This is a genomic window from Bacillota bacterium (assembly GCA_040754315.1).
Lineage (GTDB): Bacteria > Bacillota > Sulfobacillia > DUSP01 > JBFMCS01 > JBFMCS01.
This window is the reverse complement of record JBFMCS010000027.1, coordinates 1-25028: the sequence shown is the minus strand read 5'-3', so window position 1 is coordinate 25028 and position 25028 is coordinate 1. Positions and strand designations below refer to the sequence as shown.

Sequence of the window (25028 nt, the reverse complement as noted above, 5' to 3'; positions counted from 1 at the left end):
ACTAGCTCCATGGAAGTGCTGTTGTGTCCAGTTACGACCATAATTCGTGGGAGTATGTCAACAAGGCGAGCCTTGACTCGCTCGAGGGTTTGGCAGCCAGGCGTCGCACCGCCACGACACTCAAAATGGCTGAATGTGCCGGGCTTACTACCGAGGGGGCCCCACGCTGGGGCCCCCTTAGTTTCCCGGCAATTACCAGGGTGTCGGAGGCAACATGCATTCCAGGCCCAGCCCCAGAAGCTTATCCTCAGTGGGTATACCCTCTTCGTCCCAACCGCGCAGGTCATAGTATTCATTGAGCAACTTACCGGCATGGGGAAGGCTCCCCGCGGCCCCGCCCGTTCTCCTGGCGTGGGAGATAAGGCGTGGCGGAGGCACGTCGTCCTTCCGGCTTATCCCCATCCTGGTATTGATAGCCCGGTGCATGTTGAATAGCCTCTCCCCTGTCTCAATGAGGCCAGCCGCATCCACCTCCCAACCCAGCGCCGAGTTTACCCAATGCGCCAGGGTATCTGGACCTGTCTTTCCCCTCATAAGAAACTTGCATATCCCCAGGGGATTGAAGACTGACAGGAAATCCTGCATCGACACGGCCAACTTGGCCTTGCCTTCGGACGAGTGGGGATCCCACTCATCGGCAAGCCCGATTATGCTGCCGGGAAAGGCCTTGTTCTCCACGAAGTATGTTAGGCCCTCCAGGTGGCACGCCCCCCGGTTGGCTGTGGAGTAGTTCACGGACATACTTGTGAAAGCCCTGGGGTCGTGGTAGGCATACTCCAGTCCTTTCTGGTGAACCGCCATTTCCGCAGTGTTCTTGCCCAGTTGCTCGGATGCGCTCTTGACCCCTCCCGACAGGACCTCCCCGAGCCCCTGGCGATAGGCTACCTGCTGGAGCAGACCCAGTATGGCGCCAGGATCTCCCCAGAGAACCTCCATGCCAGCGTCCTCTCGGGATATGAGGCCCTTGTCGTAGGCCTCCATGGCCAGGGCAATGACAGCCGATGCGGATATGGTGTCAAGACCTAGGCGGTTGCACAGGTCATTCCCGGCGCACAGCACATCGAGGTCATCGTTTAGTACCATTGAGCCCAGGCCGGCGCAGGTCTCATATTCCGGGCCGTGAGCAGTATCGCCCTGGTGGGGCCCGGTTCTAAGTCGCACAATCTTGCCACAGCGAATGGGACAGGAAAAACACGCATAGTGCCCTTCAAGGACGGTCTTGTCAATGGTCTGCCCACAGATCTTCTCGGCACCCTCAGTCCACGAGCCCTCCATCCAGTTCTTGATGGGCAGGTCCCCGAAGGCCTCAACTGCCTTGACGCCCCCGGCCGTGCCAAAGTCGTGCAATCCCTTGGCGGCTACCTTGAGGACCTCCAGAACCTCCTTGTTCTTGGCCTGAAGGGCTTTAAGGTCCGCCACGCCTGGGCGGGCACCTTCCCCGGCCACGATAGCTTTGAGCCGTTTGGAGCCCATTACGGCCCCCATTCCCGTGCGCCCGGCGGCACGCCCATCATGCCCACCCATCATGATCGAGGCGATCTTCACCAGGTTCTCCCCAGCTGGTCCAATGGCCGCCACCTGGCACTTGTCCCCATGGATTTCCCTGAGCCTCTCCGCCACCTCGTAAGTATCCAGGCCCCAGAGGTCCCCAGCGGGCAACACCTCGGTCCTGTCCCGGTCCAGGTAGACATAGACTGGTTTGGGCGCTTCGCCTGTGAACAAGATTCCATCATAGCCTGTCCCCTTGAGCCTGGCTGGCCAGTAACCACCAACGGTGGACTCAGACCATAGTCCAGTAAGAGGGGACCTGGCCACTACCGAGCCCTTGCAGGCGGTGGGAACCGGTGTTCCGGTAAGGAGACCCGTCATGAAGGCCAGGGGATTCTCGGGTCCCAGCGGGTCGGCGTGAAGGTCTACCTCATCCCAGAGGATCCTGGTGATTATCCCGCTGCCTCCGAGATACTTCCTGGCCAGTTCCTCAGTGTAGGTTTGAGTGCTCACCTCTCCGGTGCCCAAGTCCATCCTGAGGAACCTTGAATTGTACCCGTAGGGCATGTGGCTCACTCCCGTGGTGTTCTAGGGGGGGCTGGGGAAACCAGCCCCCCTTGGGCATCTACCCCTTCTTTGCGGCGAACTCGTCCGCTATCCTCAGGCTTTCGTCCACTATTGCGAGACCCTCTACCAGCTCGGATTCAGTGATGCACAGGGGAGGCGTAAGGAACAGCAGGTTCCAGCGGAGGTATGTGTACACGCCCCTCTCAAGCAAGAACTTGTTGATGGCCCCCATCACCCCGGGATCGGGCCCGTTCCAGGGAGCCAAGGGCTCGCGGGTCTCCCGGTCCTTTACCAGCTCGATGGCGCCAAACAGCCCTATGTTCCGGATATCCCCCACGCTGGGGTGCCTGTCCATGATGGCCGCCAGCTCTTGGTCCATGACGTTTCCGAGTCTCTTGGCGTTGCCTATCATGCCGTCTTCCCTATAGGCCCTCATGTTGCCCAAGCCTGCGGCACAGGCCAGGCTATGGCCACTGTAGGTCAGCCCACACCAGAACATGCGATCCTCAAAGCCCTTGGCGATGTCCTTGGAGACAACCACAGCCCCAAGGGGAACGTAGCCAGATGTGAGCCCTTTGGCCATAGTCATCATGTCGGGCTGGATTTTCCAGTGGTCTACCGCGAACCATTCCCCGGTACGGCCGAAGCCTGACATCACCTCATCACAGATGAGGAGAACGCTAAACTCGTCACATATCTCCCGTAGCCTGGGCAAGTACTCTGGGGGCGGCACGAAGATGCCGTTGGTTCCCGTGACCGTCTCCACCGTCACTGCGGCCACCGTGTCGGGGTTCTCGTACTGGATAACCTCCCGGATACTCTCCGCACACCGTACATCGCAGGAGGGATATCTCAGGCCAAATGAACACCGGTAACAATAGTGGTCGAACACCTTGAGAACGCCTGGGATACCCGGCTCCACCGGGGGCCTCCTAGGGTCACCAGTGAGCGTGATGGCACCATAGGTGGCACCATGGTAGGAGCGGTACCTGCTTATGACCTTCATTTTTCCCGTGTACATGCGGGCTATCTTTATGGCGTTCTCATTAGACTCGGCTCCACCCAGGGTAAAAAAGACCTTCCCCATGCTAGGCGGGCAAACCTCAATGACCTCCTGAGCCAGCCTGGCCCTGGGCTCCGAAGCGTAAAAGGGCGCGACGTAACACATCTTGTCAGCCTGTTCCTTGATGGCTTCGATTACCCTAGGGTCCTGGTGGCCAACATTGGCGTTCACCAGCTGGGCCGAGAAATCCAGGTACTTCTTGCCCTGGTCGTCCCAGAAGAAGGCCCCCTTGCCCCCTACAACGTTTGTGTAGGTGTTTTTGGACTGAACAGACCAGGACCTCAGCACATATTGCCTCTCCAACTCCGCTATACGATCCACGTTACTCCCCCCTCACGGGCTTCTTCTCCGTCAACAAGGAACCGGGTTAGACTGTGGCTTCTCCTTGTATCTCCTCCACTTCCTCGGGGGAATAGCCAAGACCCATGAGGATCTCCCTGGTGTGTTCCCCCAGCAAGGGAGGGGGGGTATCCAGGGACCCGGGGGTCAGGGAGAGCTTTACCGGCACCCCCAGCGTATTGAGCCTGCCCACCAATGGATGGTCCATCTCCGCCAGCATATCCCTGGCAAGAACCTGCGGATCCCGGAATACGTCTTCCAGTGTGTTGATGGGTCCCACAGGAACCCCTGCGGCCTCCAGGGCGGAAAGCCAGTAGGCTGCATCCCTCTGCAGGAAGGCCCTCTGAAGCCTTTCCACTAGTTCCTTCCTGTTCTCCACCCTGCCTTGGTTCCGGGCAAACCTGGGATCACTGGCGATAGCCTCATCACGGATCACGGTGAGAAATTGCAGCCACAGGTTGTCGTTGCCCACAGCTACCACGATCCAGCGACCGTCACTGCACTGGAAAGCCTGGTACGGAACAATCGTAGGGTGCGCCGAGCCCAGCTTGGGCGGGTTCTGGCCTGTTGCGAAGTAGATGCCGGCCATGAAGGTAAGCCAAGATACCACCCCGTCTAGGAGCGCCACATCCACCAACTGGCCCTGGCCAGTCCTCTCCCGGTGATTCAAGGCAGCCATAATCCCTAGGGCACCCCACATGCCGGCTCCAATGTCTGTGATGGCTATGCCCACCTTCAAGGGGGGTCCTCCCTCTTCCCCGGTGATGCTCATCAACCCGCCCATTCCCTGCATCAGGAGGTCATATCCGGGGCGCTGGCTGTAGGGACCTGTCTGGCCAAACCCCGATATGGAACAATAGACCAGGCCTGGATTACTCGCCCTGAGCGTCTCGTAGCCCAGTCCTAGGCTCTCCATAGTGCCAGGTCTGAAGTTCTCTACCAGTACATCACTACTATCCAGGAGTTTAAGGAAGACCTCTCTTCCCCTCGGGCGCTTGAGGTTCAGTGCCAGGCTCTTCTTGTTCCGGTTGATGCTGAGGAAGTATGCGCTTTCGCCATTCTGGAAAGGCGGCCCCCACTGGCGAGTATCATCCCCCGAGCCAGGCATCTCGACCTTGATGACGTGGGCCCCCAGGTCCGCCAGGATCATGGTGCAATAGGGCCCCGCCAGGACCCTGGTGAGGTCCAGTACTCTGGTGTTCTCCAGCGGTTTCATCCCAACCTCCCCTCCTGTGGAAGACTGGTGTTCCCTCGAGTGTGCCAAAGCCTTCACACCTCCGGGCTACACATGTCTTCTTTCGCTGCCGGACCTCTCGCGTCCTTCTGGGCAATCCAGAGGGACACTGCGAATTCCACTGCCAGTGACGGCGAGTATCGCGCCAGCCCGTGCCAGGGGGTCTGGGGGTATTCACCGAGAAGAAATGCCTGTTACGGTTGGCTACAGCAGGTGGTGGCCACAGGTTCCAGCGTGAAGGCGGCTTTGGAAAGGAACCACAGTGAGGCGGCCATTCGTTCACTCCCTGGGCTCAGGAGTTCAAGCCCAACACGGCAATTCTATTGGCATCTTCAGCGCCTGGCTCCCCATCTCCCGCCACGCCAGTCCGCTGGGTGTCCCCTCCTCTTCCTACCAGACCTCAGCGGTGCGCCGGGGAGACCCCCCCTTCGCTGCTGCCGGGATAACCTGGTCATGCCCAGGTAGAATGCAACGAAGACGCCGATGGCCATGAGGCCATCGCCCAGGCTGAAGCAGATGGGTGGCAGGTATGGTGCCCTGACATGGTAGATGTCTGCAAGGAAGGTCAGGCGGGTTCCCTCTTCAACTAGGGTGTGGGTGGCGAGGGCCCCGCTTCTTAGCGGTTCCACTTGGTCCTCAAGCCCCGCCCCAAGGAGGGCCGATTCGGAAACCGGCATCCTGCCTCCGTTAGCGATGATAGCCAGGAAGTTCATTAAGGTGCCGGCGAGCATCACGGGAACACCGCTGATGTGGAAGTTGAATAGGAGTGCCAGGATAAGGGCTATGTAGGATGCTACATAGATTGAAGCCACGAGCCAGTCTGCCAAGACCAGCAGCCTGGCGGCTGGCCTCAGGGCAACCTGCATGCCGAAGGCCAGGAATACGAGGCTAGTCCGCCGTAGGGGCAGGCTTGCGAGGGATGACAGTCGCCCTCCCCCTAGAAGAGCTGTCAGAATCGAGGCTATAATGACGATGAAAAACAAGTCTTCCCCACCTCGCTTCGTCATCCAATACCCTGAGGAAACTTCTTATTACCTTTGGGTCGAACGCGGACCCTGAGAGCCTCTCTACCTCGCGCCTGGCGTCTTCAGGGGGGAAAGCCCAGCGGTATGACCGGGGCGATACTAGGGCATCGTACACGTCGGCCACGGCTAGAATCCGGGCGGAGATGGGTATCTGGCTTCCCGCTATCCCGTGCGGGTACCCCCTCCCATCGTACCGCTCATGGTGGTACCGGATGGACTCAGCCATTCCCCCGAGGAAAGGCACCTCTCTCAGCATGTCGTAGGCCTTCTCCGGGTGCTCCATCACGGCCTCGAACTCTTCAACACTCAATGGTCCTTCCTTCTGGAGTATGAGCTCGTGGATGCCCACCAGCCCTATGTCGTGAAGAAACCCGGCCCAGTGCAGCTTCGCTACTTCATTCTCGGGCATATTCATCTTTCTTGCCGTTGCCACAGCATAAAGCGCCACGCTGTCACCGTGGCCCACACTGTGAGGGGCCTTGCCTTCCACGGACGTCATGAGGGCCCGAACGGTTCCCCAGTAGATGGCCTTCATGTCCACGAAGAGCCGTGAGGAATAGGACACGAGAAGCAGGAATAGCAGGAACAGCAGGACGCCGGAGAGACCCACCTGCATGTGGTGGTAGGTGAGGCCGAAGATTAGGGCCCCTGGTACACTCACCGCGACCTGGATGAGGCGGGCTTTCTCACGGAACAGGGCAAGACCCGAGCGATATCGTATGCTGTAGGCAACTGCACTAAGAAACCCGAGCGTGGCGAAGTAGGCAAGAGTCATTGCCGCCACCGCTAGGATGCTTATGGTGCCTCCCTCAAGAACGAATCCCCCTTGGCACGCGATGTACGCAGCCCCCGAAGCCCGAATGGCTAGGATCACGTGGGATATCTTGTAGAAGGATACCTCCTTGGGATAGGGGTTGGCCGTAGACTCTTTCAGCACAAAGGCGGCTGCCGCCCTGCCCACCAGGCAAACCCAACCGGCCGCGCCGGGCCCGAAGAGCATTATGCCTGCTATATCCACAGAAGGACCGAAATTGACGCTGCCCCTTGTGTTGTCACCGAGGGGCACTACCTCAGCTATGACCAGCATCAGGCAGAAGAACAGAAGGTGCGGCCAGTGAGTGGGATCGATCCCTGCGGAAGCCGCCACCAGGGAAAGCGCGGCCGCCAAGCCTGCGGCAGATACGTAGAGGCGAAAGCCCGTGGAGAAACCGCTCAACATGGAGTATCCACTGCCCCCCTGCTAGGGCCTGTGCTCGCGTGGGCCTGCTTATCAAGGCTCCTGATAAAGGCCTCCACCACCGCTGGGTCAAACTGCGACCCAGATGAGCGGAGGATCTCCTCTTTGGCCTCTTGTCGTGACAGCGCCTTCTTGTAGGGCCTGTCCGAGGTTATTGCGTCATAGGCATCAGCCACTGAGATGATGCGGGCGCCCAGGGGAATGCTCTCGCCCTTGAGTCCCTCGGGGAACCCCGTTCCGTCAAAGCGCTCATGGTGATAACGCACCCACGAGGCGCTCTGGCCCAGCATCTTGATTTCCTTGATGATCTCCCCGCCAATGGCCGGGTGTCTTTGCATCTCCCCGTACTCGCCCGCCGTGAATATCCCGGGTTTCTTCAATACGGCGTCTCGGATGCCGATCTTGCCCATGTCATGCAGGATACCCACGTACTGCAGGAGCTCCAGCTGGTCCTCTCCAAGGCCCATCTCCTTGCCGATGGCCAAGGAATACTGGGATACCCTTTCGGAGTGTCCCTTGGTGTAGTGGTCCTTTGTCTCCAGGGCTAGCACCAAGGCCTTTATGGTCTCAAGATAGGTATCCCGGACGGTGATGTATCGCTGAAACGAGTACCGGGCCACCAGGAGCGGCCCGAAGAAGAAGGCTACGGAGAACACCCCATGCCTAACGTAGAGGATGGCGAGGAGTAGCCCGATGGGGGCCAGGGACACTAGGTTGGGGACCAGCCACCGGAGGTTTGTGATGAATACCCCCCAGGTGCTGCTTCCGCGCTGGAGCGCCAGGAACGGGGCGGTGAGCCCCAGGTTGATGAGGGTATAGGCTATGGCACATACCGCCAGGGCCACGATGTCCCCGGGGAACCTGGGCATCCCGGGCTGAGCTCCCATGAGGAGATAGACGTAGGCGGAGAGACCCGCCACCAGGCCGAGCATGGCCCTGTTGAACAGCACAGCCGGCAGCGGCACCCTTCCTTTCAGATCATGCAATCGTATTGTTCCCAAGGCGGTTAACCATGCGGCAATGGCCGGACCATAGAGGATCATCCCCGCGTAGGACAAGGCGAAGCTCACGGAGACTGTGCCGTCTCCCCTGGGAAGAGCAACGGGAAGTGTTTCCGCCAGGAGCATGAGGCACAGGAAGAAGGCCAAGTCCAGAAGGGGTGCGCGAAACAGGCCTGGCAAGAGGGCCAAAAGGAAGACAAAACCGATCCCCGTGATGGACCAAGTGTAAACGAGCGCGGCCTTGCCCGGTTTCTCCATACCCTTGGACCCCTCTAAGGTGTTCTGGACCGGCGATCCACTCATTACCAGCCTACCTGTACAAAAGCCCCACCGGTAAGGACCAGCGCTACCAGGGCCATGATAGCTTTGAGGACCTTTTTCATGATACGCCTCCGTCAAGCGCCTCTACCCTTCTCGCTACCAGGATAGCCGGGCTCCGCTCGACGCAACATGAAGATCGCCGGTCCAAAGGGATTGCAATACTCTCCGCTGTATTGTGAATCCTACCACTGAGTGAGCCGGATGAATTGCCTGTTCGCGGCATCAAGTGTCGCCTTGGCTACCGCCTCCCTCAAGTCACATCCCACGGGGCAAGACCCACTCAGGATCCACCCCTCGCCAGGACAGGAGCACAGGAGACACACGATTACTACTTCCGTTCGCCCCAGGCGGACCCTCTTGATGTCCTCCACCCTGAAGGTGATGCCCGGGGCAGGGAGATACCCTGAAAGCGCCTTCACAACCGCCTCAGCCATGCTCCGCCACAGGCTTTCACGAGTTGCCACCGTGTGCGCTCTGCCCTCGGAGACCTTGCCACAGTACTCGAGCTTGACATGACTCTCTTCAATAAGGCCGTCGACGGAGGATCCAACCCCGAGCAATCGCGCCCGCGGAGTCCGGATGTAACTGAGCAGGTTCTCGTCTATTTGGACCACATTCACGGTCCAGCAGGAGATGTCGTCGACACAATTCATGAGGGCGGTCTCTACGTCTCGGATGACCAGGCTCTGGCTGCGCGTAGGGACAGAGATAACGCAGACTTCCCCAGCACCATGCTCATCCCTGACAACCCTTGCCTCCACTACTCCCCTCACCCGGCGCACTAGGTTCCTTAGCGCTCCAGGGCTGCACCCTCTCAAAGATATGGCCGCCCTTCCATGATGTCATATGGAGGGTGTTTTCTATGGGGAGGAAGGGATTTCCTTCTTCGACATGACAAAATACTACGCCGGACATGGGGAGCCCTCTAAAAGGTTCTCTGCCAGGAGCCTCAGGCCTCCATTCACCACAGAGTGGCCCCCAAGAACCACGGGTATTGGGCATCCCATGGCAGCCTCGGTGAATGATCTCACGCGGGGGTCAGCTATCAATGCCGAGCGTCCCAGGTCAGAGTTATACCGGTCATGATCGCTGACAGTCCTACCGCCGTGGGCCATCATAACCCTGGAATCAATGAAGGCCGCGTGTCCTATCCGTCCAATATAGCGAAAGAGCTCCTCCGGGCCATGCTCATCCAAGAATAGTCCCAAGAGGGATACAACTTCCCCTCTGGTATCCCGGCCAAGGGCCTTCATGCCTCGTTCCTCGGAGAACACTCTCAACCTGCACTGGAAGTGGTCGTTGATAAAGGTCACGATTCTTGGGCCGACACGGCCGATGAGCACTATCTCGCTCATGGGAATGGATAACCTGTCCCTGGCGCGGGCAACGCGGTCTGGAGGCCAGTTGAGCCGCTCCAGCTCCCGCTTGGCCCGTGGCCCTGTATCCGGCTGCAACGACAGGATCACCAGATCTGTTGGGGTATCAATGTCGAAGTGAAAGCGCGCACTGCCAGGCAGGGCCTTCAACTCCAAGCCAGCCTCGCGAAGAAGCCACCCCAGGAGATTGTCCGCACCTGGAGGATCAATGTCCTGAATGGCGCTGGCAGGTCTGAATGCAATGATGTCCGCCGACTGCAGGTTGTTGGAGTAGACAACACTACGCCCCTCACTTAGTCCCGCAGCCACTTGCTTGAGGTCGTCGGCACTGATGAGGGGAGCTGAGGCACCACCCATGTAGATGACTGCTTCCATCCCATGCCTGGTGATTACATCCCTTAGCCTCTGGCCGAAATGGAATCCGGAGGTCCCAGTGAGTTCCACGGTGGCACCCATCGCCCGTACCTCCAGCGCTAGGTCTTCGAAGTTGGTTGCCACCACTACCTCGTGGATCTGCGGGACGGAAGAGACCTTTTCAATGCTGTCTAGGACAACCTGTTTCCGGACGGCCATCATGTCCTTCACCAGGGGGTCACCGGTCTTGCCGCCTTCGAAGATAACAAGGCTCACCCTGCAGCTCATGGAACTGGCCCCCAGAAAAAGACTTGGCGGGGTACTTCACCCCGCCAGGCGCAGGCACCCTCAGTGATTTGGCTCAATCAACCCGTAGTTGCCGTCCTTGCGCTTGTACACCACGTTGACATCCCCGGTCTCGCCGTTGGCAAAGACGTAGAAGTCGTGCCCGATAAGGTTCATCTGCATTACGGCCTCTTCGGGAGACATGGGCTTTACAGGAACCTTCTTCACCTTAACGATCCGGGTTTCTTCTTCCTCCAGCTCAGGCTGCACCCCTGCGGGCTCCCGGGCCATCGTGTAGCGGAGCTTCCGGTTCAGCCGCGTCTTGTACTTTCTGATTTGCCTTTCAATCTTCTCAACCACGAGATCAACTGAGGCGTACATGTCTGTGGCGTCTTCCTCGCCCCTGAGCAGCATGCTGTCAACGGGCACGGTGACCTCCACGATATGCCGGCCCCTTTCTATGCCAAGAGTGACTTGGGCTGAGAGGGGGGAGTTGAAGTACTTCTCGATCTTTCCTACCTTCTTCTCCACGTATTCCTTGAGGGCATCCGTGACCTCCACGTTCTTCCCCCTGACGGCGATATGCACAGCCTCATCTCCCTTCGTCCCAACTCACTGTATAGTATTCCCTGGATGGGCAGGAATCCCTTCCGTCTCAACGTGAGCGGGGACGCCTCATGGCAGGGGCGCTTTCTTACACGCCTATTGGTTTCACCCAGCAAAAACCCCGGCACAAAGTGCCGGGGCTGGCCACTCGACTCTATGCTAACCCAGTCTTGTCACGTTGGCAGCCTGAGGTCCTCTAGCTCCTTCAACAATGTCGAACTCCACCCGCTCACCCTGGTTGAGGGTTTTGAAGCCGTCTCCTTGAATAGCCGTATAGTGAACGAACACGTCCCCGCCGTCCTCTCTCTCGATAAAGCCATAGCCCTTCTCTGCGTTGAACCACTTGACCGTGCCTAGCATTCTTAAGCATTCCTCCCAAGAGATGTTGCCGCAGCGCTTGGCGCCGCTGTAAACACAATATAGCATAGGGAGGGAAGCAAGTCAAACTATTACTCCGGGAGCGGGTGCACGACACCATTGTGGATTTAGAGGATTTCTTGACGGAGCTGCCTTCTCGTTAGATGGCTATCAATCTTTTTCAGGAGGTCTTCCCTCTGGGCAGGGCCTGTAGTTGTACTTACAAGACACACTTGCAGTCCTACCTGGATGAGTTCTTTACCGATCTAGCCGAAGGTGGTCGCTACCTGAACTCTTTGCCCATTGCTCTTGGCCTGCATAACCGGCCAAATTGTCACCTATGCTGACCTAACTTGATAGTCATCTCTCGTTATGCTTCTGGCAGCGGTCACTTCTATCAGGAGGTGAGCGCCCTGGAAAACACATCTGAAATCGAAAGACTAACCCCTCACAGAGACCATCTTGAAGACGAAATCCCTGCGATTTGCTCACAGAACTGTCGTATACCCCTCCGGGGCATTTCGACAGGGAGTGCCCGGGACGCCGCCTTTACTGGGAATTAGTGTAAGCCCACGAGGCGATCTGAGGTTCTATTTCTGTGGATAGTGTGGATAACTCTGTTGATAACCTGCAATATTGGGGTTTGGTGTTGGGGATAAACTTGTGGACGGGAAGAATGTGGCAGAAGATGGGCGCCGGCGGTCGAACCCTGTAGCCCCGGAGCCATAGCCCACGGAAGGTGGGACGTGCCGGGTTATCCCTGCTCATCGATACAAGTGGCTCGGGCGCTCTGGTAGTTCAGGTAGCCCTTGGCGGATCTCAGGTTGTGGAGTTCCTTGTGTACCCCCTTCATGGCTTGGCCGATCAACTCATGAGTATCATTGTCAATCTGCCTGATTACCTTGAGCGCTGCCCAGTCCTTCTCTTCAAGAGGCCCACCTGCCTCTAGGTACGCCTGCAGGCGCAGGAAGGCTTCCTCTCTCCTGGAGACGACAACCTCCAGATGTTCCAGGTCCTCCCTGGCAGCACGGTTCTCTTCTCCTACTACCTCCAAAAGCTCCTCGAAGAGCCGTGAGGCTGCAATGCTGGCCTTCACTTTGGTGCCACCCTTAACGCCTCAATCCAGGCTTCACAAATCCCCTCCATTACCCGGAGGGCAGCATCCACAGGGCCAGCATTCTTCTTGATGTTGGCCGTCACGAGCCTGTCCTGGACGTACTCGTAGAGGGAAGAGAGGTTCCCGGCAATCTCACCTGCTTCCGCGTTGAGGGAGGCCCGGAGTTCCACAACAATGTCCTGGGCCCTTATCAGCATGCGTCCAGCCTCCTCGTGCCGACCCTGTTCCAGGGCCTCCCGGCCAGTCCGCATGAACCTTATACAAGCGCTGTATAGCAAGGTAACTAAGGTCTCGGGCCTCGCGGTCCTCACCTGTGTATTGCGGTAGGCCCCACAAGCCTGCATCATGCCAGAAGTTCCTCCTTCCGGTTGCCTGCAAGACAAGGCGCAACTAGCGCTTCAAATGGCTCTGTCCCTGTGCACCCTGGGCAGCGGACCTGTTCCACATCTCCAGCCATCTGCCCTGAGCGTTCAATTGGTTGAGGGCCGTTTCCATGGCTACAAAGCGCTGCACCAGGTGTTTCTCCCGCTTCTCCAAGCGCATCTCCAGATCAATTATCCTCCGCTTGAGGTCAGCGATCTCGCGGTCCAGCCTATCATTCCTCAAGGAGATACTGCCGGTTTGCCCGTCGATAAACTGGCGGACCCTGGCTCTAAGAAGCTCAGTGAGCCCTTCGACACCCTGGCTAGGGCCGATGAACAGGGCCTTCACGTCAACGGGATTGGAGGCCAGCGCTGAGGTGAGCACAGTCTCGTTCACCTGCAGGGTGGCACTGGCTGAAGTGGTGGACACGCCGATCTGGTACAGGCTGCTGTAGAGCCCCGAGGGGTTCTTGAGAGGCGCCATTGCCAGGGACCTCAGACCGCTCTCTATCCGGGATAATGCAGGATCCCCTCGCAGCACCCCGTCCGGCCCCTTCTCCATGGATATCTTGGTCATGAGGGAGTTGTAGGCGTCCACAAACCCCTTGATGGCCGAGATGGCGTAGTCGTGGTTAGCCGCCACAGTGAGGCTGCTGGAACCCTGACCCTTGAGTGTGATGGAGACCCCCACGAGAACGTCAGACACCTGATTTGAGGCCCTCTCGATTGCCAGACCATCCAGGGTGAACCGGGCATTGGTCGCTTTGATGAGCTCATTCTTGATTACCTTAACCCCACCTGATAGCGCCAGGAGACCTAGGTTCACCAATACGTGAGTCACACTATCATCCGCCAGTACAATTGAGTTGGAGACGCCGGTTTTCTGGGCCTTGATTACCAGGCGCCCATCAATGACCGAGGCTGTCGCCCCAGCATTCCTCGCATTGATCTTGGCTGCGATGCTATTAATGCTATCCCCCGCCTCCACAGTCACGTTAACCCCGTTCAAGCCAAATGTCCCGGTCAATCCCAGGGGGTTACTAGAGGAGGCCACAGTATCGGACGCGATGACGTGGGCTCTTGCAATCTCGTTCACGACTATCTGGTACCCACCGGTCACAGCCTGTGTGGAAGCGGTGGCTACTACTACCTGGTCATTTGAGGATACGGCGGTCTTCATAGAGAAGGCGGAGGGGCTGGCCAGTGCTTCCAGGCGACTGTCCAGCGTAGCCAGGCTGGTGCGAATCCCCATCCAAGCCTTCTTGGCCGCTTCCAGGCCCCCTTGCCTTGTGGTCCAACGCGATATGGGCAGGCGCTCCACGTTCATTATGGCATCCACCATGGACCGCCAGTCTATGCCTGACCCAGCTCCGCTGATCTGGAGAACTGGCACTTTGACCACTCCCTGTCAGATTCTCTCATCCATCACCAATCCTATGTACTCCATCATCCTGGTCAGCGCGTTCAGCAAGTTCTCCGGTGGAAGACTTTTGAGGACTTCACCCGTTTCCCTGTTGGTCACGTTCACGACCATTCGTCCGGTGGGCTGGTGAATGCTGAAGTCCAGTCGCACAGGCACAAGCCCACCTGCAAGTCCCATTTCCTCCAAAAGGTCCTGGAAAACGCTGGCTCTCTCCGACGGGCCCATATTCGCCAGTACCCCTACTTCTGGGTGTTGCTTCGGAGGGGCATCCGCAGCCTCCGCTCCTTGAACCCGGTAGGTAGGGCTATCGATCCTAATGGCTTGGACTGCCTTCATGGTCTCACCGCCTCTCGACGGCTACCCGGAAGCCCCTGTGGGGGGGGGGCGGTGCTGCCCGCAGGCCCGCCCTCCCCCTCCAAGGCCCATCCGGTCGTCGTTATCCTAGGAGCTGCAGCACAGCCTGGGGAGCCAGGTTGGCCTGAGCCAGCATAGCCGTGCCCGCCTGCTGCAGTATCTGGAGTTTGGTGAAGTTCATCATCTCATGGGCCATGTCCACGTCGCGGATGCGGGACTCGGCCGCCGAGAGGTTCTCCGACGCCACTCCCAGGTTGGTTATGGTGTGCTCCAACCGGTTCTGGTAGGCGCCGAGGTTGGCGCGCTGGGTGGACACGGTGCCGATGGCGGTATCCACCAATCCAATGGCTGTGGACGCGTTGGCCACGGTGTTGACGTTAGCAGCGGTTAGGCCAAGGGGGTTTATCCGCATGTTCCCGATACTGAGCCCTATGGTGTCTCCTGCGTTGGCGCCCACCTGTACTTGGGCCGAGCCAGCGGTAACATCGAAGGTGTTGCCCAAGGATATGTTTGCGGTAAGGGCTGAGTTGACGGTGACCTGGATACCGTGGGACGTGAAGTTCAGTGTGGTGACATCGTAGCCAGTTGGCACAGCCGGGAGCACGATGGACTGGGCCTCAGCGGTTGTACCGTTGGTAATGGTCATTGTTCTGCTGGCCGCTACATACGCCAGGGTGTACGTGGCCGCACTGGCACCCGTAGATACGATGTTGTTTATGCCGCTATTAGGGCCTAAGCCAGTGCCTACATTTGTCACCCTAGACCCGAGGCCTCCCTGCAACAGGAACACGTTGTTGAAGGTGGTTCTCGTGGCGATCCTGTCGATCTCGGACTTCAGCTGGTCAAATTCCGTGACTATCTTCGCACGGTCTTCCGCATTCAGGGTATCTGAGGAGCCCTGAACCGCCAGTTCCCGCATGCGCTGGAGTATGCTGTGTACCTCATTGAGGGCGCCCTCAGCGGTCTGGATCATTGAGATACCGTCCTGGGCGTTCCTCATTGCCTGGTTGAGACCCTTGATCTGTGACCGCATCTTCTCAGAAATTGCCAGCCCCGCCGCATCGTCCGCTGCCCTGTTGATCCTCAGGCCAGAAGAGAGTTTCTCCATGGACTTGGAAAGGCTACTTGCCGTCACAAGAAGGTTCCTGTGCGCGTTGAGCGCCGCAATGTTGCTGTTGATCCTCATTCCCATTTCTCTCATCCTCCTTGATGTGTCTTCCGGAGCCTCCGTGCTCCGGTACTGCCTGGTTTCGCTTCCCCCTGGATTGCCCGGTGGCTGGCCGAGCCACCGGGACTACCCAGGGGGTGGCCGGGGTAACCACCAACCTCCGGCGCCGGAGATGTGGTTGGCTTCGGTATATGTATCGAAAGAAAGACCCCGGCGCTTTAGCCGGGGATCTCGTTTTTCTATTGTCCCGCTTGCGACGGCTTTTTCAGCCCCAGGAGCTCCTTGAGCCGGTCTAGCCTCTCAGGCCTGGGGACATCGGCCGCCCTGAGGTTCTCGGCCTTGATGGCCTCATACACCTCCTTACGAAACACAGGCAGGCGGCGAGGTGCCTCCACTCCAAGTTTCACATGGTCCCCTTTAATGTCGATGACGACGATCTCCACGTCGTCCCCGATCTGGATCCTCTCGTTGGTCTTCCTTGTGAGTACCAGCATCAGGTTCACTCCTAACCTATCTACCTGCCGGAACCCTTCCTTGTCTTTAGTCCCTGTTCAGCTGCATGCAGGAATTCCTCGATTATCTTGTGCCTGATGGTGTACTCATCATCATCCAGGATCACCTGGCGGGCCTTCCGAGTATGCCGGTTGATGATGATGGGAGCCTTGAGGTTGGCGGTCATTTGCCCAGGATCGCTGGGTATGACCACCAGCGCATAGACCTCGGCATCCTCAAATCCCTTTAAGCCCAACGCTTCTTCGTCATCCCGAGGCAACCGCGGTGAGTAGTCCAGCCGGAAGTGCCCGGGCTCTATGACCACAAAGGTCAAGGATGGATCCTGTCCATCTTGAAGCCACATAAAGGGTACCCCTGGGTCCTGGCGGATGATGTAGAAGCGACGGGCCCCGGGGAAGCCCACCAGCCCCTCGTCAAAGTAGGCAACCTGGCTATCGTCCACATCCACTGGGCCAAATCTGTCTGTGTGAATCTTCATGTCAAGGCCCCTTTACCTGAGAAAATCCAAGAGGCTGGGCTGGATGATCCTGGCGCCGGCATTGAGGGCCAGCTGGTAGGCGTTTTCCTCTGCGGCTAGCATGGTAATGACCTTGGCATAGTCCACTCCTTCCGCCTCCAGGAGGAGCCTGGTGAAGCTAGACTCCATGTCCAGGAGGCGGTTCCTGGTAAGCTCCAGGCGGTTACCCCTGGCGCCCATCTCCGCCCTGGTCTCCAGGACTTTGTTGATGCACCTATCCAACTGCTCTATATTGCTGGTAATGCCCATTAAATCGCCTTGGGTGATATTCTTGATGAGTCCCTGGAGCACTGGGAAGACCCCCATGAAGACACCGTCCCCCGGCACGCTTATCTGAATGCTGACACCTGTACCCAGATCTCGTATAATACCACCCGCATCGCCGAGGTAGACCACGTTGTCCCCCACCTTTTCGAAGGGACGAGTTGTGGTCTTGTGCCCGGCAAAGATGTACCGGTCCCCGTGAGCGCCGTTGCCTAGCTGGATCATGTGCTCAAGGAGATGCCTGAGCTCCGCCACCACGTTCTGCCTAGCCTCATAGGACATGGTGGAGTTCGCCGCGCTGAGGGCGAGTTCCCTAACCCGGCTAAGAACATCACCAGTATTGCCTAAAGCAGAATCGCTGGCTTTCACCCAGTTGATGGCGTCGTCACAGTTCTTCATGAACTGTTGGGCCTGGTCAATGGCACTCTGGAGTCTGAGCGCCTCGACCACCTGTACCGGGGCGTCGGAGGGCCTTTCGAAGAGCTTCCCGGAGGATAGCATCCTTTGGTACCGGGAGAGGCGGGACTTGCCGGCCTCCAAGTCTGCAAGGAGCCTGCTTACCATCATGTTATGGGATATTCTCATGGGTCCTACCTCCCTACGAGACCGAGACGGTTCACAATGGTGGCGATCATCTCATCAAGAGCCGTGATTAACCTTGCAGCTGCCGCATACGCATGCTGGTAGCGAATAAGTTCCGTCATTTCTTCGTCCAAGGACACACCCTGGATAGAGTCTCTCCTGTCATTGAGATGGTTCACCAGCACCCGCTGGTTCTGGGACATCCGGCTCGCTTCCTGGCTCTTTACACCCAGTTCAGCCACCAGCGAACGGTAAAAGTCCCCTGGGGTCGTCCTGTCCAGGAGAGCCTCCTGGGAGACCTGGGCTATGCGAAGGGCGTTAGAGCCATCCCCTACGCTCCCACTCAAAGAAGCGGCTATCTTGTTGTAGTCGCCAAGGATGCCTGAGGTGAGCACAATCCCGGAGGCTCCCGCGGTCGGAACGAAGAAGTCAAGTCCTGTTGAGCCGTCCAGGCCGCGTCCTTCCCGGTGCAGGTTATTCACCCTGTCCCTCAGGGCGATTGCCATCTTGTTAAGGTGGTCCTTGAAGCCTGGGATGGTGGAATCCCTCACCTGGAGGACCGCGCTAACCTCTCCGTTGCGAGGAGAAAACACTACATCTAGGCCCTTCCAGTATATCTTGAGGCCGCCGGGGCCATCCCGGGTCTCCAGGGTGTTGCTGGCGTTGCCCGATACAAGGTTCCCGCCGGCGATGAACACGGTTATGGTGTCGCTCGGCCCCTGGATGACGTTAACCTCGGTCATCCGGGATAACTCGCCAAGGAGCCTGTCCCTCCGGTCCATCAGGTCGTTGGCCTGCTGGCCCGAGCCGGAGACGCCAGCTATCTGCATGTTGAGGGAGGCGATTTCTGCTCCCAGCGAATTAATGACACTAACTTGGGCTGCTATCTCCCGGTCGAGTGAGGCCTGCAGTTCGGTAAGCTGGTTCCAGAGATGCCTGAAGGTGTCTGCCACCGCTTGGCCACGCTTGACTACGGTGGCCCTCACCGACAAGGATTCCGGGTTGTTCCCCAGGTCTTGCCAGGATGCCCAGAACCGTTCCAGAACGGACCTGAGCCCCGACTCCGAGGGTTCATTGAAGATGACCTCTACCTGGCTCAACAGGTCCCGGGTCTTCTCCCACAGGCCCAGGCTTGTGCTCTCCCGCCTGACCTGGCCATCGAGGAAGTAGTCCCGCATCCTGCGGATCTCTTCGATCTTGACTCCAGTACCCAATTGCAGGGCCCCCGAGGGTTGGTTAATCCCCGGTAGGGTGTAAGGAGACGTGGCCGCGAACTTCACCCGCTGGCGCGAGTAGCCCTCGGTGGTGGCATTAGCGATGTTGTGGCTCGTTACCTCAAGGGCCCTGCGCTGGGCATCGAGAGCCCTTCTACCAGTCTCGAGCCCGAAGAAGGTGCTCCTCACTCCGGCTCACCCCCCTAGCACCGCCGGTCCAGCACGCGAGACTGGTCTGTGGACCGGTGGCCAAGACCTGTCTCACCGTAAACTGGAGTACCGGAGTCGTCCCCCGTGAGTATACCCAGGGAGTAGTTGACATAGGTGAGTGAAGCCTCAATGAGCTCCTGGTTCAGCGAGTTCAGTTGCGATACGTCCTTGAGAACCGTACTAATCTCCCGGGAAATGGCCCGGAGATCGCCAGCGTATGGTTCCCCGGCTGCCTGGCACATGTCCTCCAGGGTGGCATCCGGACAGAGGGTCAAGCCTTCTGCCAGGGGTCCGGATAGGGTCTGGCGACGCTCCTCCAGGCGTCCAGATTCCAGGATGAGCATCTCCTCGGCCAATACCAGCTTCTCCAGGCCAGGAATATCTCGCTCCAGGAGCCTCTCCTGCTTCTTTTCGGCCAGGCTCCTGATAGCATTGTATACTCTAGCCTGTTCTTGAAGAACTTCCAGCATCCCGGCCAGGATGTCTTTCACTTGCCACACCGCCCCTCAGAGGTTCAAACCATCTCGTCAACTATGGCACGGTTGACTATTTTCTCGGCGATATCCTCGGAGCTGACACGGTAGCCGCCGCTTTCTATCATGGCCTTCAGTTCCTGTACCCTCTCCATCCTGATGTCCGGCGTCCTGGTCAATGCCTCGGCGAAGCGCTGCATCTTCCTGGCCTCGGCTGACAGGTCAACCCGGTCTGCCCGGCTGGCAACGGGCTTGCCCGTGCTTTCGCTCTCCATCCCGGGCATTGGCCTGGTCTTCTCCAGGTATGCTTGAAGAACACGGTAGACCTGGCTCTTGGAGACCATCATAACGGGTGACGCCCCCTTCACATCACAGGGATTGGCTTGGATCCCTGTATATCACTATCGAAATCCATACAGGCACATGTTCGCCCCGGATATCGCCTTCCACTGCGCCAAGAAGCGCCATGCCTGGGATTGGCCCGCTTCATGGTCACATGTTATCCCCTTTACTCCTTTTTTCTCCTGATTACCTTGGTTTCCTCCGCTGGGTATACATTCTTCCTTGCACCCTCTCCACTGTACTGAAGGGTGAAGGCGGGTCGGTACGCGCCATGGCAGCCTTTTGCTGAAGCCCCTTTAGGCAGGACTCGCAGAGCCTGCCAGTGTGCACCGGGCAGCCGCACACCTCACAGGAGAGGACATCCCCCGTTACCTTGCCGGATACGAGGCGGCCATCCCTTAGGAATTTGACTATCTTGCCCCTGTCCACTCCAGTGCGCTCGTGAATCTCCTCTACTGTGGCACTGGCTTGTTGGCCACGGAGGAAGGCTCGCACACTCTCAAAATCATGGTCTTCCTTTTCCATGCACCGGCGACAGCGACCGGGCCCGGCGCTCAAGAAAAGGGAGCCACACTCCACACAGTTTCGAGCCATGATCCCAGCCTCAATCTCACTCAACTTGGCTCACCCCCGGAAAGTCCGAATCGGCCCCGCAGGGGCCCTTGACTCATTTATCGGTATCCGGGAGATTAGCCTTCAGTCTTATCCCCGTTTTCGTGGCATACATGGCGCGATCAGCCGCCCTCACCAGTTCTACCTCGTCCATGGCGTGTTCCGGGTGGGTGGCTGCGCCGATACTTACCCTTATCCGAACTGGGCCTGAGGGGAAGGATGCGAGAAAATCGTGGGCCTCCACATCTTGCTTGAGCCTATCCGCCACACCAGCGGCTTCTTCAACCGGAGTACCCACAAGAAGCAGGGCAAACTCATCCCCGGCGTACCGTACGGCCACATCGCTCTCGCGAACCCGGTGCTTGAGGAGCCCTGCCACCTCCTTGAGGATCTGGTCTCCAGCCAGGTGACCATACTGGTCATTGAGGTCCTTGAAACCATCCAGGTCAAGGTAGACCAGGGAAAGGGGTTGACCCGTTCTCCTGCACCTCTTGATCTCCTCGGAGAGTCGCGCTGCGAAGTAGCGGTAGTTGTAAAGGCCCGTGAGCCCGTCCGTTATGGCCAGGAGCCTGGTCTGCCAGTACAGGGAGGCATTCTCGATGGCCACGGCAACCTGGGTGCAGAGGATGCCCATAACCCTCAGGCTATCCTTCCTGAAGGCCCCGGGCTCGTTCTTTCCCGCCACGATCTCTCCAATCAAGCGCTCCCCGATAATGAGAGGGATCAGCATGAGGGAACGTGACTTGTCCCCTGGGACCGTGCCACCCCTGGGATCCTTCAGCACGTCACCCACGATCTCGGCCTTGCGATTCTGCGCCACTGATCCCACCAGTCCTTCACCCAGCCTGAACTTCAGGCCCTTGAACAGGTCTGGGTCTGGACGCTCAACATAGGCCAGGGTCAGCTGCTGCCTTCCCTCGTCCCACAGGAAAATGGCGCACTCATCAGCTCCCAGTACCCGGACAATGCCGTCGGATGCCGCCTCGAACACCCTTTCAAGGTCCAGGGAGGAGGTGACTCCTAGCGAGACCTCCTGGATGGCCTTCAGCTGGTTATTGGCTGCGGACAAGAGCGTCTGGAGCCTGAGGAGGTTGGCCACAGCCAGCACCGAGGCGGACATAGCCGCCGTTCCCGCCAGGCCCAGATCCACGTGAACGATGAATACCAGGAACCCCAGGGGCACCTTGAGCGCGTAGTTCAGGGCATCCCACATGAGGGATTCGAGCCAGTCCCGCACCCCGTACCTCCCCGGATTCAAGAGTGAGTAGTATGTGCTAACCAGGAGGTGGTTTGAGGCCATGAAACCGGTGACGAAGAAGATAGCGGGGAATACCGTGGGTATCAAGGCACTGCCGCCAGAGGCGAAATGGAGGTAGCCACCAAGCAGTACCGCCAGGGAGAACTGGCCTGCGTTGAATGCTGCCACGGAAAAGGGCCGCTTCTGCAGAACCCAGCCTCCCAAGAACGCTCCTGCTGCGTAGAGAGTGGCGGCCCAGGGAAGGCCGAAGATGAAGACCGCCGGGAAGACCAGGGCGAAGGTGACACTGGTCCGGACCCCGTTGGGCAGCTTTATTACGGCAGCCTCGGTGAGCACCGCCATGGCCACGAATATGGCGAAGGTCCCCGCCTGCGGCGGGGGCGCCCTCAGGCACAAGACCGCCAGGAGCCCCAGGCCCACGATGGCAACGCACATGGAGTAAACCTCCAGTGGCTTCACTGGGCAAACCCCCATCCGGCCCGCATGGTGCATGACTTGAATCCAGATACCTACCTATCCCACCCGGTCCGTATCCCATTCCCTTCACCTGGTCCTGGGCGCAAGGTTACTGCAGGCCTTCTATGCTGGCGCCAGGCATCCTCCGGGATACCGGAGAGACAGCCGCACTCAGCCACAACAAGCTCTTAGCGTCTCGGCCCTATCGGTCCTCTCCCAGGGGAGGTCCAAGTCATCCCTGCCGAAGTGGCCGTATACAGCAACCTGGCGGAAAATAGGCCTCCTGAGATCGAATTCCCTGATGATAGACCTAGGCCTCAAGTCGAAGTTCTCCATCACAACCTGGGTGAACCTGGTATCCGGCACCAATCCGGTGCCGAAGGTCTCCACCATGAGGCTGACAGGCCGGGCCACGCCTATGACGTAAGCCACCTGAACCTCACACTTCTGGGCCAGGCCCGCATGAACTATGTTCTTCGCCACATAGCGGGCTGCGTAGGAACCGGTCCGGTCCACCTTGGTCGAGTCCTTGCCAGAGAAGCACCCCCCACCGTGCCTGGCGTAACCACCGTAGGTGTCCACAATGATCTTCCGGCCCGTCAGGCCTGCGTCAGCCTGGGGCCCGCCCATGACGAAGCGGCCCGTGGGGTTTATGAAGTACTTCGTGGCATCATCCAGGAGCTCAGCCGGAACCACAGGAATGATGACCTGCTCCCGGATATCCGCCCGGAGGGTGTCCAGGGATACGTCCGGCTTGTGCTGGGCCGATACTACCAGTGCGTGTACTCGCACGGGCTTTCCATCCCGGTACTCTATGGTAACCTGGGTCTTCCCGTCCGGTCGCAGGTAGGGCAGGGTATTGGTCTTCCTTACCTCGCTAAGCCGCCTGGCCAACCGGTGGGCCAGGTATATGGGCATGGGCATGAGGGTGGGCGTCTCGGTGCAGGCGAAGCCAAACATCATGCCCTGGTCGCCAGCACCTTGGGAGTCTTCCTCGCAATCGGCGGCATTTTCCTTGCACTCCAGGGAGTTGTCCACCCCCAGGGCTATGTCCGGGGACTGCTCGTCTATGGAGGTGAGCACGGCACAGGTATCGGCGTCAAAACCGTACTTGGCCCTGGTGTAGCCTATCTCCCTGAGGGTGTTCCTCACGATCCTGGGCATGTCCACGTAACAGTCACAGGAGATCTCGCCCGCAATGAGCGCTAGGCCCGTCTTCAGGGTTGTCTCGCAGGCCACCCTTGCCATGGGATCCTGTTGGATTATGGCGTCGAGAACGGCATCGGATATCTGGTCCGCAACCTTGTCAGGGTGACCCTCGGTGACGGACTCTGACGTGAACAGGTAGTCTCCTTTCATTCTATGACCTCCCTAAACAGTTATGTATCTTTGCCGGAGATGGGCCGAGGTTTGCCCTAGAAGGGAAAATATGGAATGGGCCAGGTCTATGTCCAGCCCCCCCAACCCGCAGGCCGGGGTCAGGAATGAACGTCCCAGAACATCCTGGGGGTCCGCCCCCCGGGCCTCCAGGAGACTCAGCCCCCGGTCGAAACGGCCGGAGAGTGTGCCTGGGGTCTCAACCCCAGCCTCTGGGGAACGAGGCACCAGCCCCCACGCAAGATAGCCGCCATCCTTGAGGAAGCGAGCCACTGACGGGCCGTAGAGGCAGAACTGCTCGAGGTAGTCGTAGGCGTCGAAGGAAAGCAGCTCCACGGGGGTTTTCATGACCAGGTCCCAGTCAGTGTTCCCACAGCAGTGGATGCCCTTGATCCCCGGTATGCCCTCCACGGCTTGAGTAAGGTAGTTTATCACCTGGTCCTTGCCGTAGGCAAAGTAGGCAGAACCGTAGGTGGAGATGTAGGGTTCGTCCAGGAACATGAGCACCTGCGGAGACATGCGGAGGAGTTCCCGCGCCTGCGCGGCGGCAACCTTGGCCACATGACGGCTGATGACATCCATTATGGTCTCGTTATAGAGGGCTGGCTTCCCGTCGGGCTGAGCCAGGCACAGGCCCAGGCTTATGGGACCTGTCACCTGGCCCTTCACCGCCTGCGCCTCGGGCCGATCCCCCTGGACAAAGACCTCGAACCCCGCGGCGTAGCCCGAAAAGGGGTAACCGGACTGCGTCCCTTCAAGGCATTCCTGGTAGAAACTAACCAGGGCCTCTTCGGCGTCACTGAGGTCTATGACGCCCTTGCCATCCCGCCAGCGAAAGCCTGGCAGGCCGTGACAGAACTGGTGGTACATGTTCTCCCGGTCACTCCTCCTGGGCAGCTGGGGCCAGAAGGGGAAGTCCCGGAGGTACCCATCAACGAAATTCACTGCTTCCTGGGGGTTGGTGTGGGGCAGGCTCCCGATACCAGTCGGAAGCAGCCGGGGAAGTAGCGCCATGTCGCACCCCTCTCCCTAAAACTCAACGGGTCCCCGCCCAACCTTTGGGACAGAGACCCATTCGTTCTCATCCGCCAGAATTGGAATTATAGTGGGCTTTCGGCCCAATATAACACTTCTGCTGGGTGTGGCACCGCTGCAGATTAGCCGCCGGTTGCCGAGACTTCATCGGGCCAGACCCCTCCGTCTTCTCATGATGAGCAGTGTTATAATGCTATGTGGTTTTTCACGTACATACTAGCACTCGTTGTCGCCCTGTGTCAATCGGGGCATACCGAAGAGGAGGGGGCCCCCAAGAAGAAGCGAGGCTCAGCCTCTGTCCTTCTTCACGATATTCGGCCGCAGGAAGCCCAGGGTCTTTAACCCTGGGAGGAATGCGGCCTTCCCTGCGTTATAACCCGAGTTTAACAGATAAAAGGGGCAAAATCTCCCGAAACCGTTGCGGTTACAGGAGATTTTGCGGTACTGCTGAGGTATTAAAACGTAGTCACATGGCCGTAGTCTTGTCGAAGCTGTATT

General features: G+C 58.7%; 25 protein-coding genes and 1 riboswitch. All 25 genes read right to left on the bottom strand.

All coding sequences use genetic code 11. The annotated features are described in order from the left end of the window. Positions 1 to 192: 192 nt before the first annotated feature. The 25 genes from AB1576_05355 to AB1576_05235 all read right to left on the bottom strand — a co-directional run bounded on the left by AB1576_05355 (position 193) and on the right by AB1576_05235 (position 24509). Positions 193 to 2055, bottom strand: coding sequence for an aldehyde ferredoxin oxidoreductase family protein (locus AB1576_05355; protein MEW6081196.1), 1863 nt, complete (start codon positions 2053 to 2055; stop codon positions 193 to 195). Between the two features lie 58 nt (positions 2056 to 2113). Next, complete coding sequence (locus AB1576_05350; GenBank protein ID MEW6081195.1) at positions 2114 to 3439, bottom strand: aminotransferase class III-fold pyridoxal phosphate-dependent enzyme; 1326 nt, start codon at positions 3437 to 3439, stop codon at positions 2114 to 2116. A gap of 46 nt (positions 3440 to 3485) precedes the next feature. Further along, positions 3486 to 4673, bottom strand: coding sequence for a CoA transferase (locus AB1576_05345; protein ID MEW6081194.1), 1188 nt, complete (start codon positions 4671 to 4673; stop codon positions 3486 to 3488). A 350-nt stretch (positions 4674 to 5023) separates the two neighbouring features. Then, positions 5024 to 5674: a DUF5317 domain-containing protein gene (locus AB1576_05340; protein ID MEW6081193.1), complete on the bottom strand. Its 651-nt coding sequence runs from the start codon at positions 5672 to 5674 to the stop codon at positions 5024 to 5026. Further along, positions 5580 to 6935: an HD-GYP domain-containing protein gene (locus AB1576_05335; protein MEW6081192.1), complete on the bottom strand. Its 1356-nt coding sequence runs from the start codon at positions 6933 to 6935 to the stop codon at positions 5580 to 5582. The genes AB1576_05340 and AB1576_05335 overlap by 95 nt, the downstream gene beginning before the upstream one ends. Then, positions 6929 to 8212, bottom strand: coding sequence for an HD domain-containing phosphohydrolase (locus AB1576_05330; GenBank protein ID MEW6081191.1), 1284 nt, complete (start codon positions 8210 to 8212; stop codon positions 6929 to 6931). Before AB1576_05330 ends, AB1576_05335 begins: the two co-directional genes overlap by 7 nt. Before the next feature lie 245 nt (positions 8213 to 8457). Further along, entirely contained in the window at positions 8458 to 9093 is a 636-nt protein-coding gene (locus AB1576_05325) for a hypothetical protein (GenBank protein MEW6081190.1), read from the bottom strand. 84 nt (positions 9094 to 9177) lie between these two features. Beyond that, the gene (locus AB1576_05320; GenBank protein MEW6081189.1) at positions 9178 to 10293 is read right to left on the bottom strand and encodes a hypothetical protein; all 1116 of its coding nucleotides are present in this window, start codon (positions 10291 to 10293) and stop codon (positions 9178 to 9180) included. A gap of 60 nt (positions 10294 to 10353) precedes the next feature. Next, on the bottom strand, positions 10354 to 10878 hold the full coding sequence (gene raiA / locus AB1576_05315) for a ribosome-associated translation inhibitor RaiA (GenBank protein MEW6081188.1): 525 nt from the start codon (positions 10876 to 10878) through the stop codon (positions 10354 to 10356). 177 nt (positions 10879 to 11055) lie between these two features. Continuing rightward, on the bottom strand, positions 11056 to 11256 hold the full coding sequence (locus tag AB1576_05310) for a cold shock domain-containing protein (GenBank protein ID MEW6081187.1): 201 nt from the start codon (positions 11254 to 11256) through the stop codon (positions 11056 to 11058). Positions 11257 to 12007: 751 nt separating this feature from the next. Next, positions 12008 to 12349 (bottom strand): hypothetical protein, encoded by a 342-nt coding sequence (locus AB1576_05305; GenBank protein MEW6081186.1) that lies wholly within the window; start codon positions 12347 to 12349, stop codon positions 12008 to 12010. Then, complete coding sequence (gene fliS, locus AB1576_05300) at positions 12346 to 12714, bottom strand: flagellar export chaperone FliS (protein ID MEW6081185.1); 369 nt, start codon at positions 12712 to 12714, stop codon at positions 12346 to 12348. The genes AB1576_05305 and fliS overlap by 4 nt, the downstream gene beginning before the upstream one ends. Before the next feature lie 46 nt (positions 12715 to 12760). Beyond that, complete coding sequence (gene fliD / locus AB1576_05295) at positions 12761 to 14125, bottom strand: flagellar filament capping protein FliD (GenBank protein ID MEW6081184.1); 1365 nt, start codon at positions 14123 to 14125, stop codon at positions 12761 to 12763. 15 nt (positions 14126 to 14140) lie between these two features. Further along, positions 14141 to 14491, bottom strand: a complete 351-nt coding sequence (locus tag AB1576_05290) for a flagellar protein FlaG (protein MEW6081183.1) — start codon at positions 14489 to 14491, stop codon at positions 14141 to 14143. Positions 14492 to 14591: 100 nt separating this feature from the next. Then, on the bottom strand, positions 14592 to 15701 hold the full coding sequence (locus AB1576_05285) for a flagellin (GenBank protein MEW6081182.1): 1110 nt from the start codon (positions 15699 to 15701) through the stop codon (positions 14592 to 14594). 215 nt (positions 15702 to 15916) lie between these two features. Continuing rightward, a complete protein-coding gene (gene csrA / locus AB1576_05280; GenBank protein ID MEW6081181.1) occupies positions 15917 to 16171 on the bottom strand; it encodes a carbon storage regulator CsrA in 255 nt (84 codons plus the stop codon). 20 nt (positions 16172 to 16191) lie between these two features. Continuing rightward, positions 16192 to 16668, bottom strand: coding sequence for a flagellar assembly protein FliW (locus AB1576_05275; protein MEW6081180.1), 477 nt, complete (start codon positions 16666 to 16668; stop codon positions 16192 to 16194). Positions 16669 to 16680: 12 nt separating this feature from the next. Then, positions 16681 to 17556: a flagellar hook-associated protein FlgL gene (gene flgL, locus AB1576_05270; GenBank protein ID MEW6081179.1), complete on the bottom strand. Its 876-nt coding sequence runs from the start codon at positions 17554 to 17556 to the stop codon at positions 16681 to 16683. 5 nt (positions 17557 to 17561) lie between these two features. Further along, entirely contained in the window at positions 17562 to 18956 is a 1395-nt protein-coding gene (gene flgK, locus AB1576_05265) for a flagellar hook-associated protein FlgK (protein MEW6081178.1), read from the bottom strand. Between the two features lie 14 nt (positions 18957 to 18970). Then, positions 18971 to 19468 (bottom strand): flagellar protein FlgN, encoded by a 498-nt coding sequence (locus AB1576_05260; GenBank protein ID MEW6081177.1) that lies wholly within the window; start codon positions 19466 to 19468, stop codon positions 18971 to 18973. A 23-nt stretch (positions 19469 to 19491) separates the two neighbouring features. Next, the gene (gene flgM, locus AB1576_05255; GenBank protein ID MEW6081176.1) at positions 19492 to 19797 is read right to left on the bottom strand and encodes a flagellar biosynthesis anti-sigma factor FlgM; all 306 of its coding nucleotides are present in this window, start codon (positions 19795 to 19797) and stop codon (positions 19492 to 19494) included. Between the two features lie 181 nt (positions 19798 to 19978). Beyond that, positions 19979 to 20410 carry a hypothetical protein gene (locus AB1576_05250; protein ID MEW6081175.1) on the bottom strand — a complete coding sequence of 144 codons (432 nt, stop codon included), beginning with the start codon at positions 20408 to 20410 and terminating at the stop codon, positions 19979 to 19981. Positions 20411 to 20459: 49 nt separating this feature from the next. Next, on the bottom strand, positions 20460 to 22121 hold the full coding sequence (locus AB1576_05245) for a sensor domain-containing diguanylate cyclase (protein MEW6081174.1): 1662 nt from the start codon (positions 22119 to 22121) through the stop codon (positions 20460 to 20462). Positions 22122 to 22289: 168 nt separating this feature from the next. After that, a complete protein-coding gene (gene metK, locus AB1576_05240; GenBank protein ID MEW6081173.1) occupies positions 22290 to 23477 on the bottom strand; it encodes a methionine adenosyltransferase in 1188 nt (395 codons plus the stop codon). A 12-nt stretch (positions 23478 to 23489) separates the two neighbouring features. Continuing rightward, positions 23490 to 24509 carry a hypothetical protein gene (locus AB1576_05235; protein ID MEW6081172.1) on the bottom strand — a complete coding sequence of 340 codons (1020 nt, stop codon included), beginning with the start codon at positions 24507 to 24509 and terminating at the stop codon, positions 23490 to 23492. Positions 24510 to 24573: 64 nt separating this feature from the next. Next, a riboswitch (SAM riboswitch) is annotated at positions 24574 to 24712 on the bottom strand. Positions 24713 to 25028: the final 316 nt, after the last annotated feature.

Coding starts and splice junctions, on each gene's coding strand:
- AB1576_05355 (MEW6081196.1), bottom strand. CDS start 2,055: ATGCCCTACGGGTACAATTCAAGGTTCCTCAGGATGGACTTGGGCACC.
- AB1576_05345 (MEW6081194.1), bottom strand. CDS start 4,673: ATGAAACCGCTGGAGAACACCAGAGTACTGGACCTCACCAGGGTCCTG.
- AB1576_05335 (MEW6081192.1), bottom strand. CDS start 6,935: ATGTTGAGCGGTTTCTCCACGGGCTTTCGCCTCTACGTATCTGCCGCA.
- AB1576_05330 (MEW6081191.1), bottom strand. CDS start 8,212: ATGGAGAAACCGGGCAAGGCCGCGCTCGTTTACACTTGGTCCATCACG.
- AB1576_05320 (MEW6081189.1), bottom strand. CDS start 10,293: ATGAGCTGCAGGGTGAGCCTTGTTATCTTCGAAGGCGGCAAGACCGGT.
- AB1576_05310 (MEW6081187.1), bottom strand. CDS start 11,256: ATGCTAGGCACGGTCAAGTGGTTCAACGCAGAGAAGGGCTATGGCTTT.
- fliS (MEW6081185.1), bottom strand. CDS start 12,714: ATGCAGGCTTGTGGGGCCTACCGCAATACACAGGTGAGGACCGCGAGG.
- AB1576_05290 (MEW6081183.1), bottom strand. CDS start 14,491: ATGAAGGCAGTCCAAGCCATTAGGATCGATAGCCCTACCTACCGGGTT.
- AB1576_05285 (MEW6081182.1), bottom strand. CDS start 15,701: ATGGGAATGAGGATCAACAGCAACATTGCGGCGCTCAACGCGCACAGG.
- csrA (MEW6081181.1), bottom strand. CDS start 16,171: ATGCTGGTACTCACAAGGAAGACCAACGAGAGGATCCAGATCGGGGAC.
- AB1576_05275 (MEW6081180.1), bottom strand. CDS start 16,668: ATGAAGATTCACACAGACAGATTTGGCCCAGTGGATGTGGACGATAGC.
- flgL (MEW6081179.1), bottom strand. CDS start 17,556: ATGAGAATATCCCATAACATGATGGTAAGCAGGCTCCTTGCAGACTTG.
- flgM (MEW6081176.1), bottom strand. CDS start 19,797: ATGATGGTCTCCAAGAGCCAGGTCTACCGTGTTCTTCAAGCATACCTG.
- metK (MEW6081173.1), bottom strand. CDS start 23,477: ATGAAAGGAGACTACCTGTTCACGTCAGAGTCCGTCACCGAGGGTCAC.
- AB1576_05235 (MEW6081172.1), bottom strand. CDS start 24,509: ATGGCGCTACTTCCCCGGCTGCTTCCGACTGGTATCGGGAGCCTGCCC.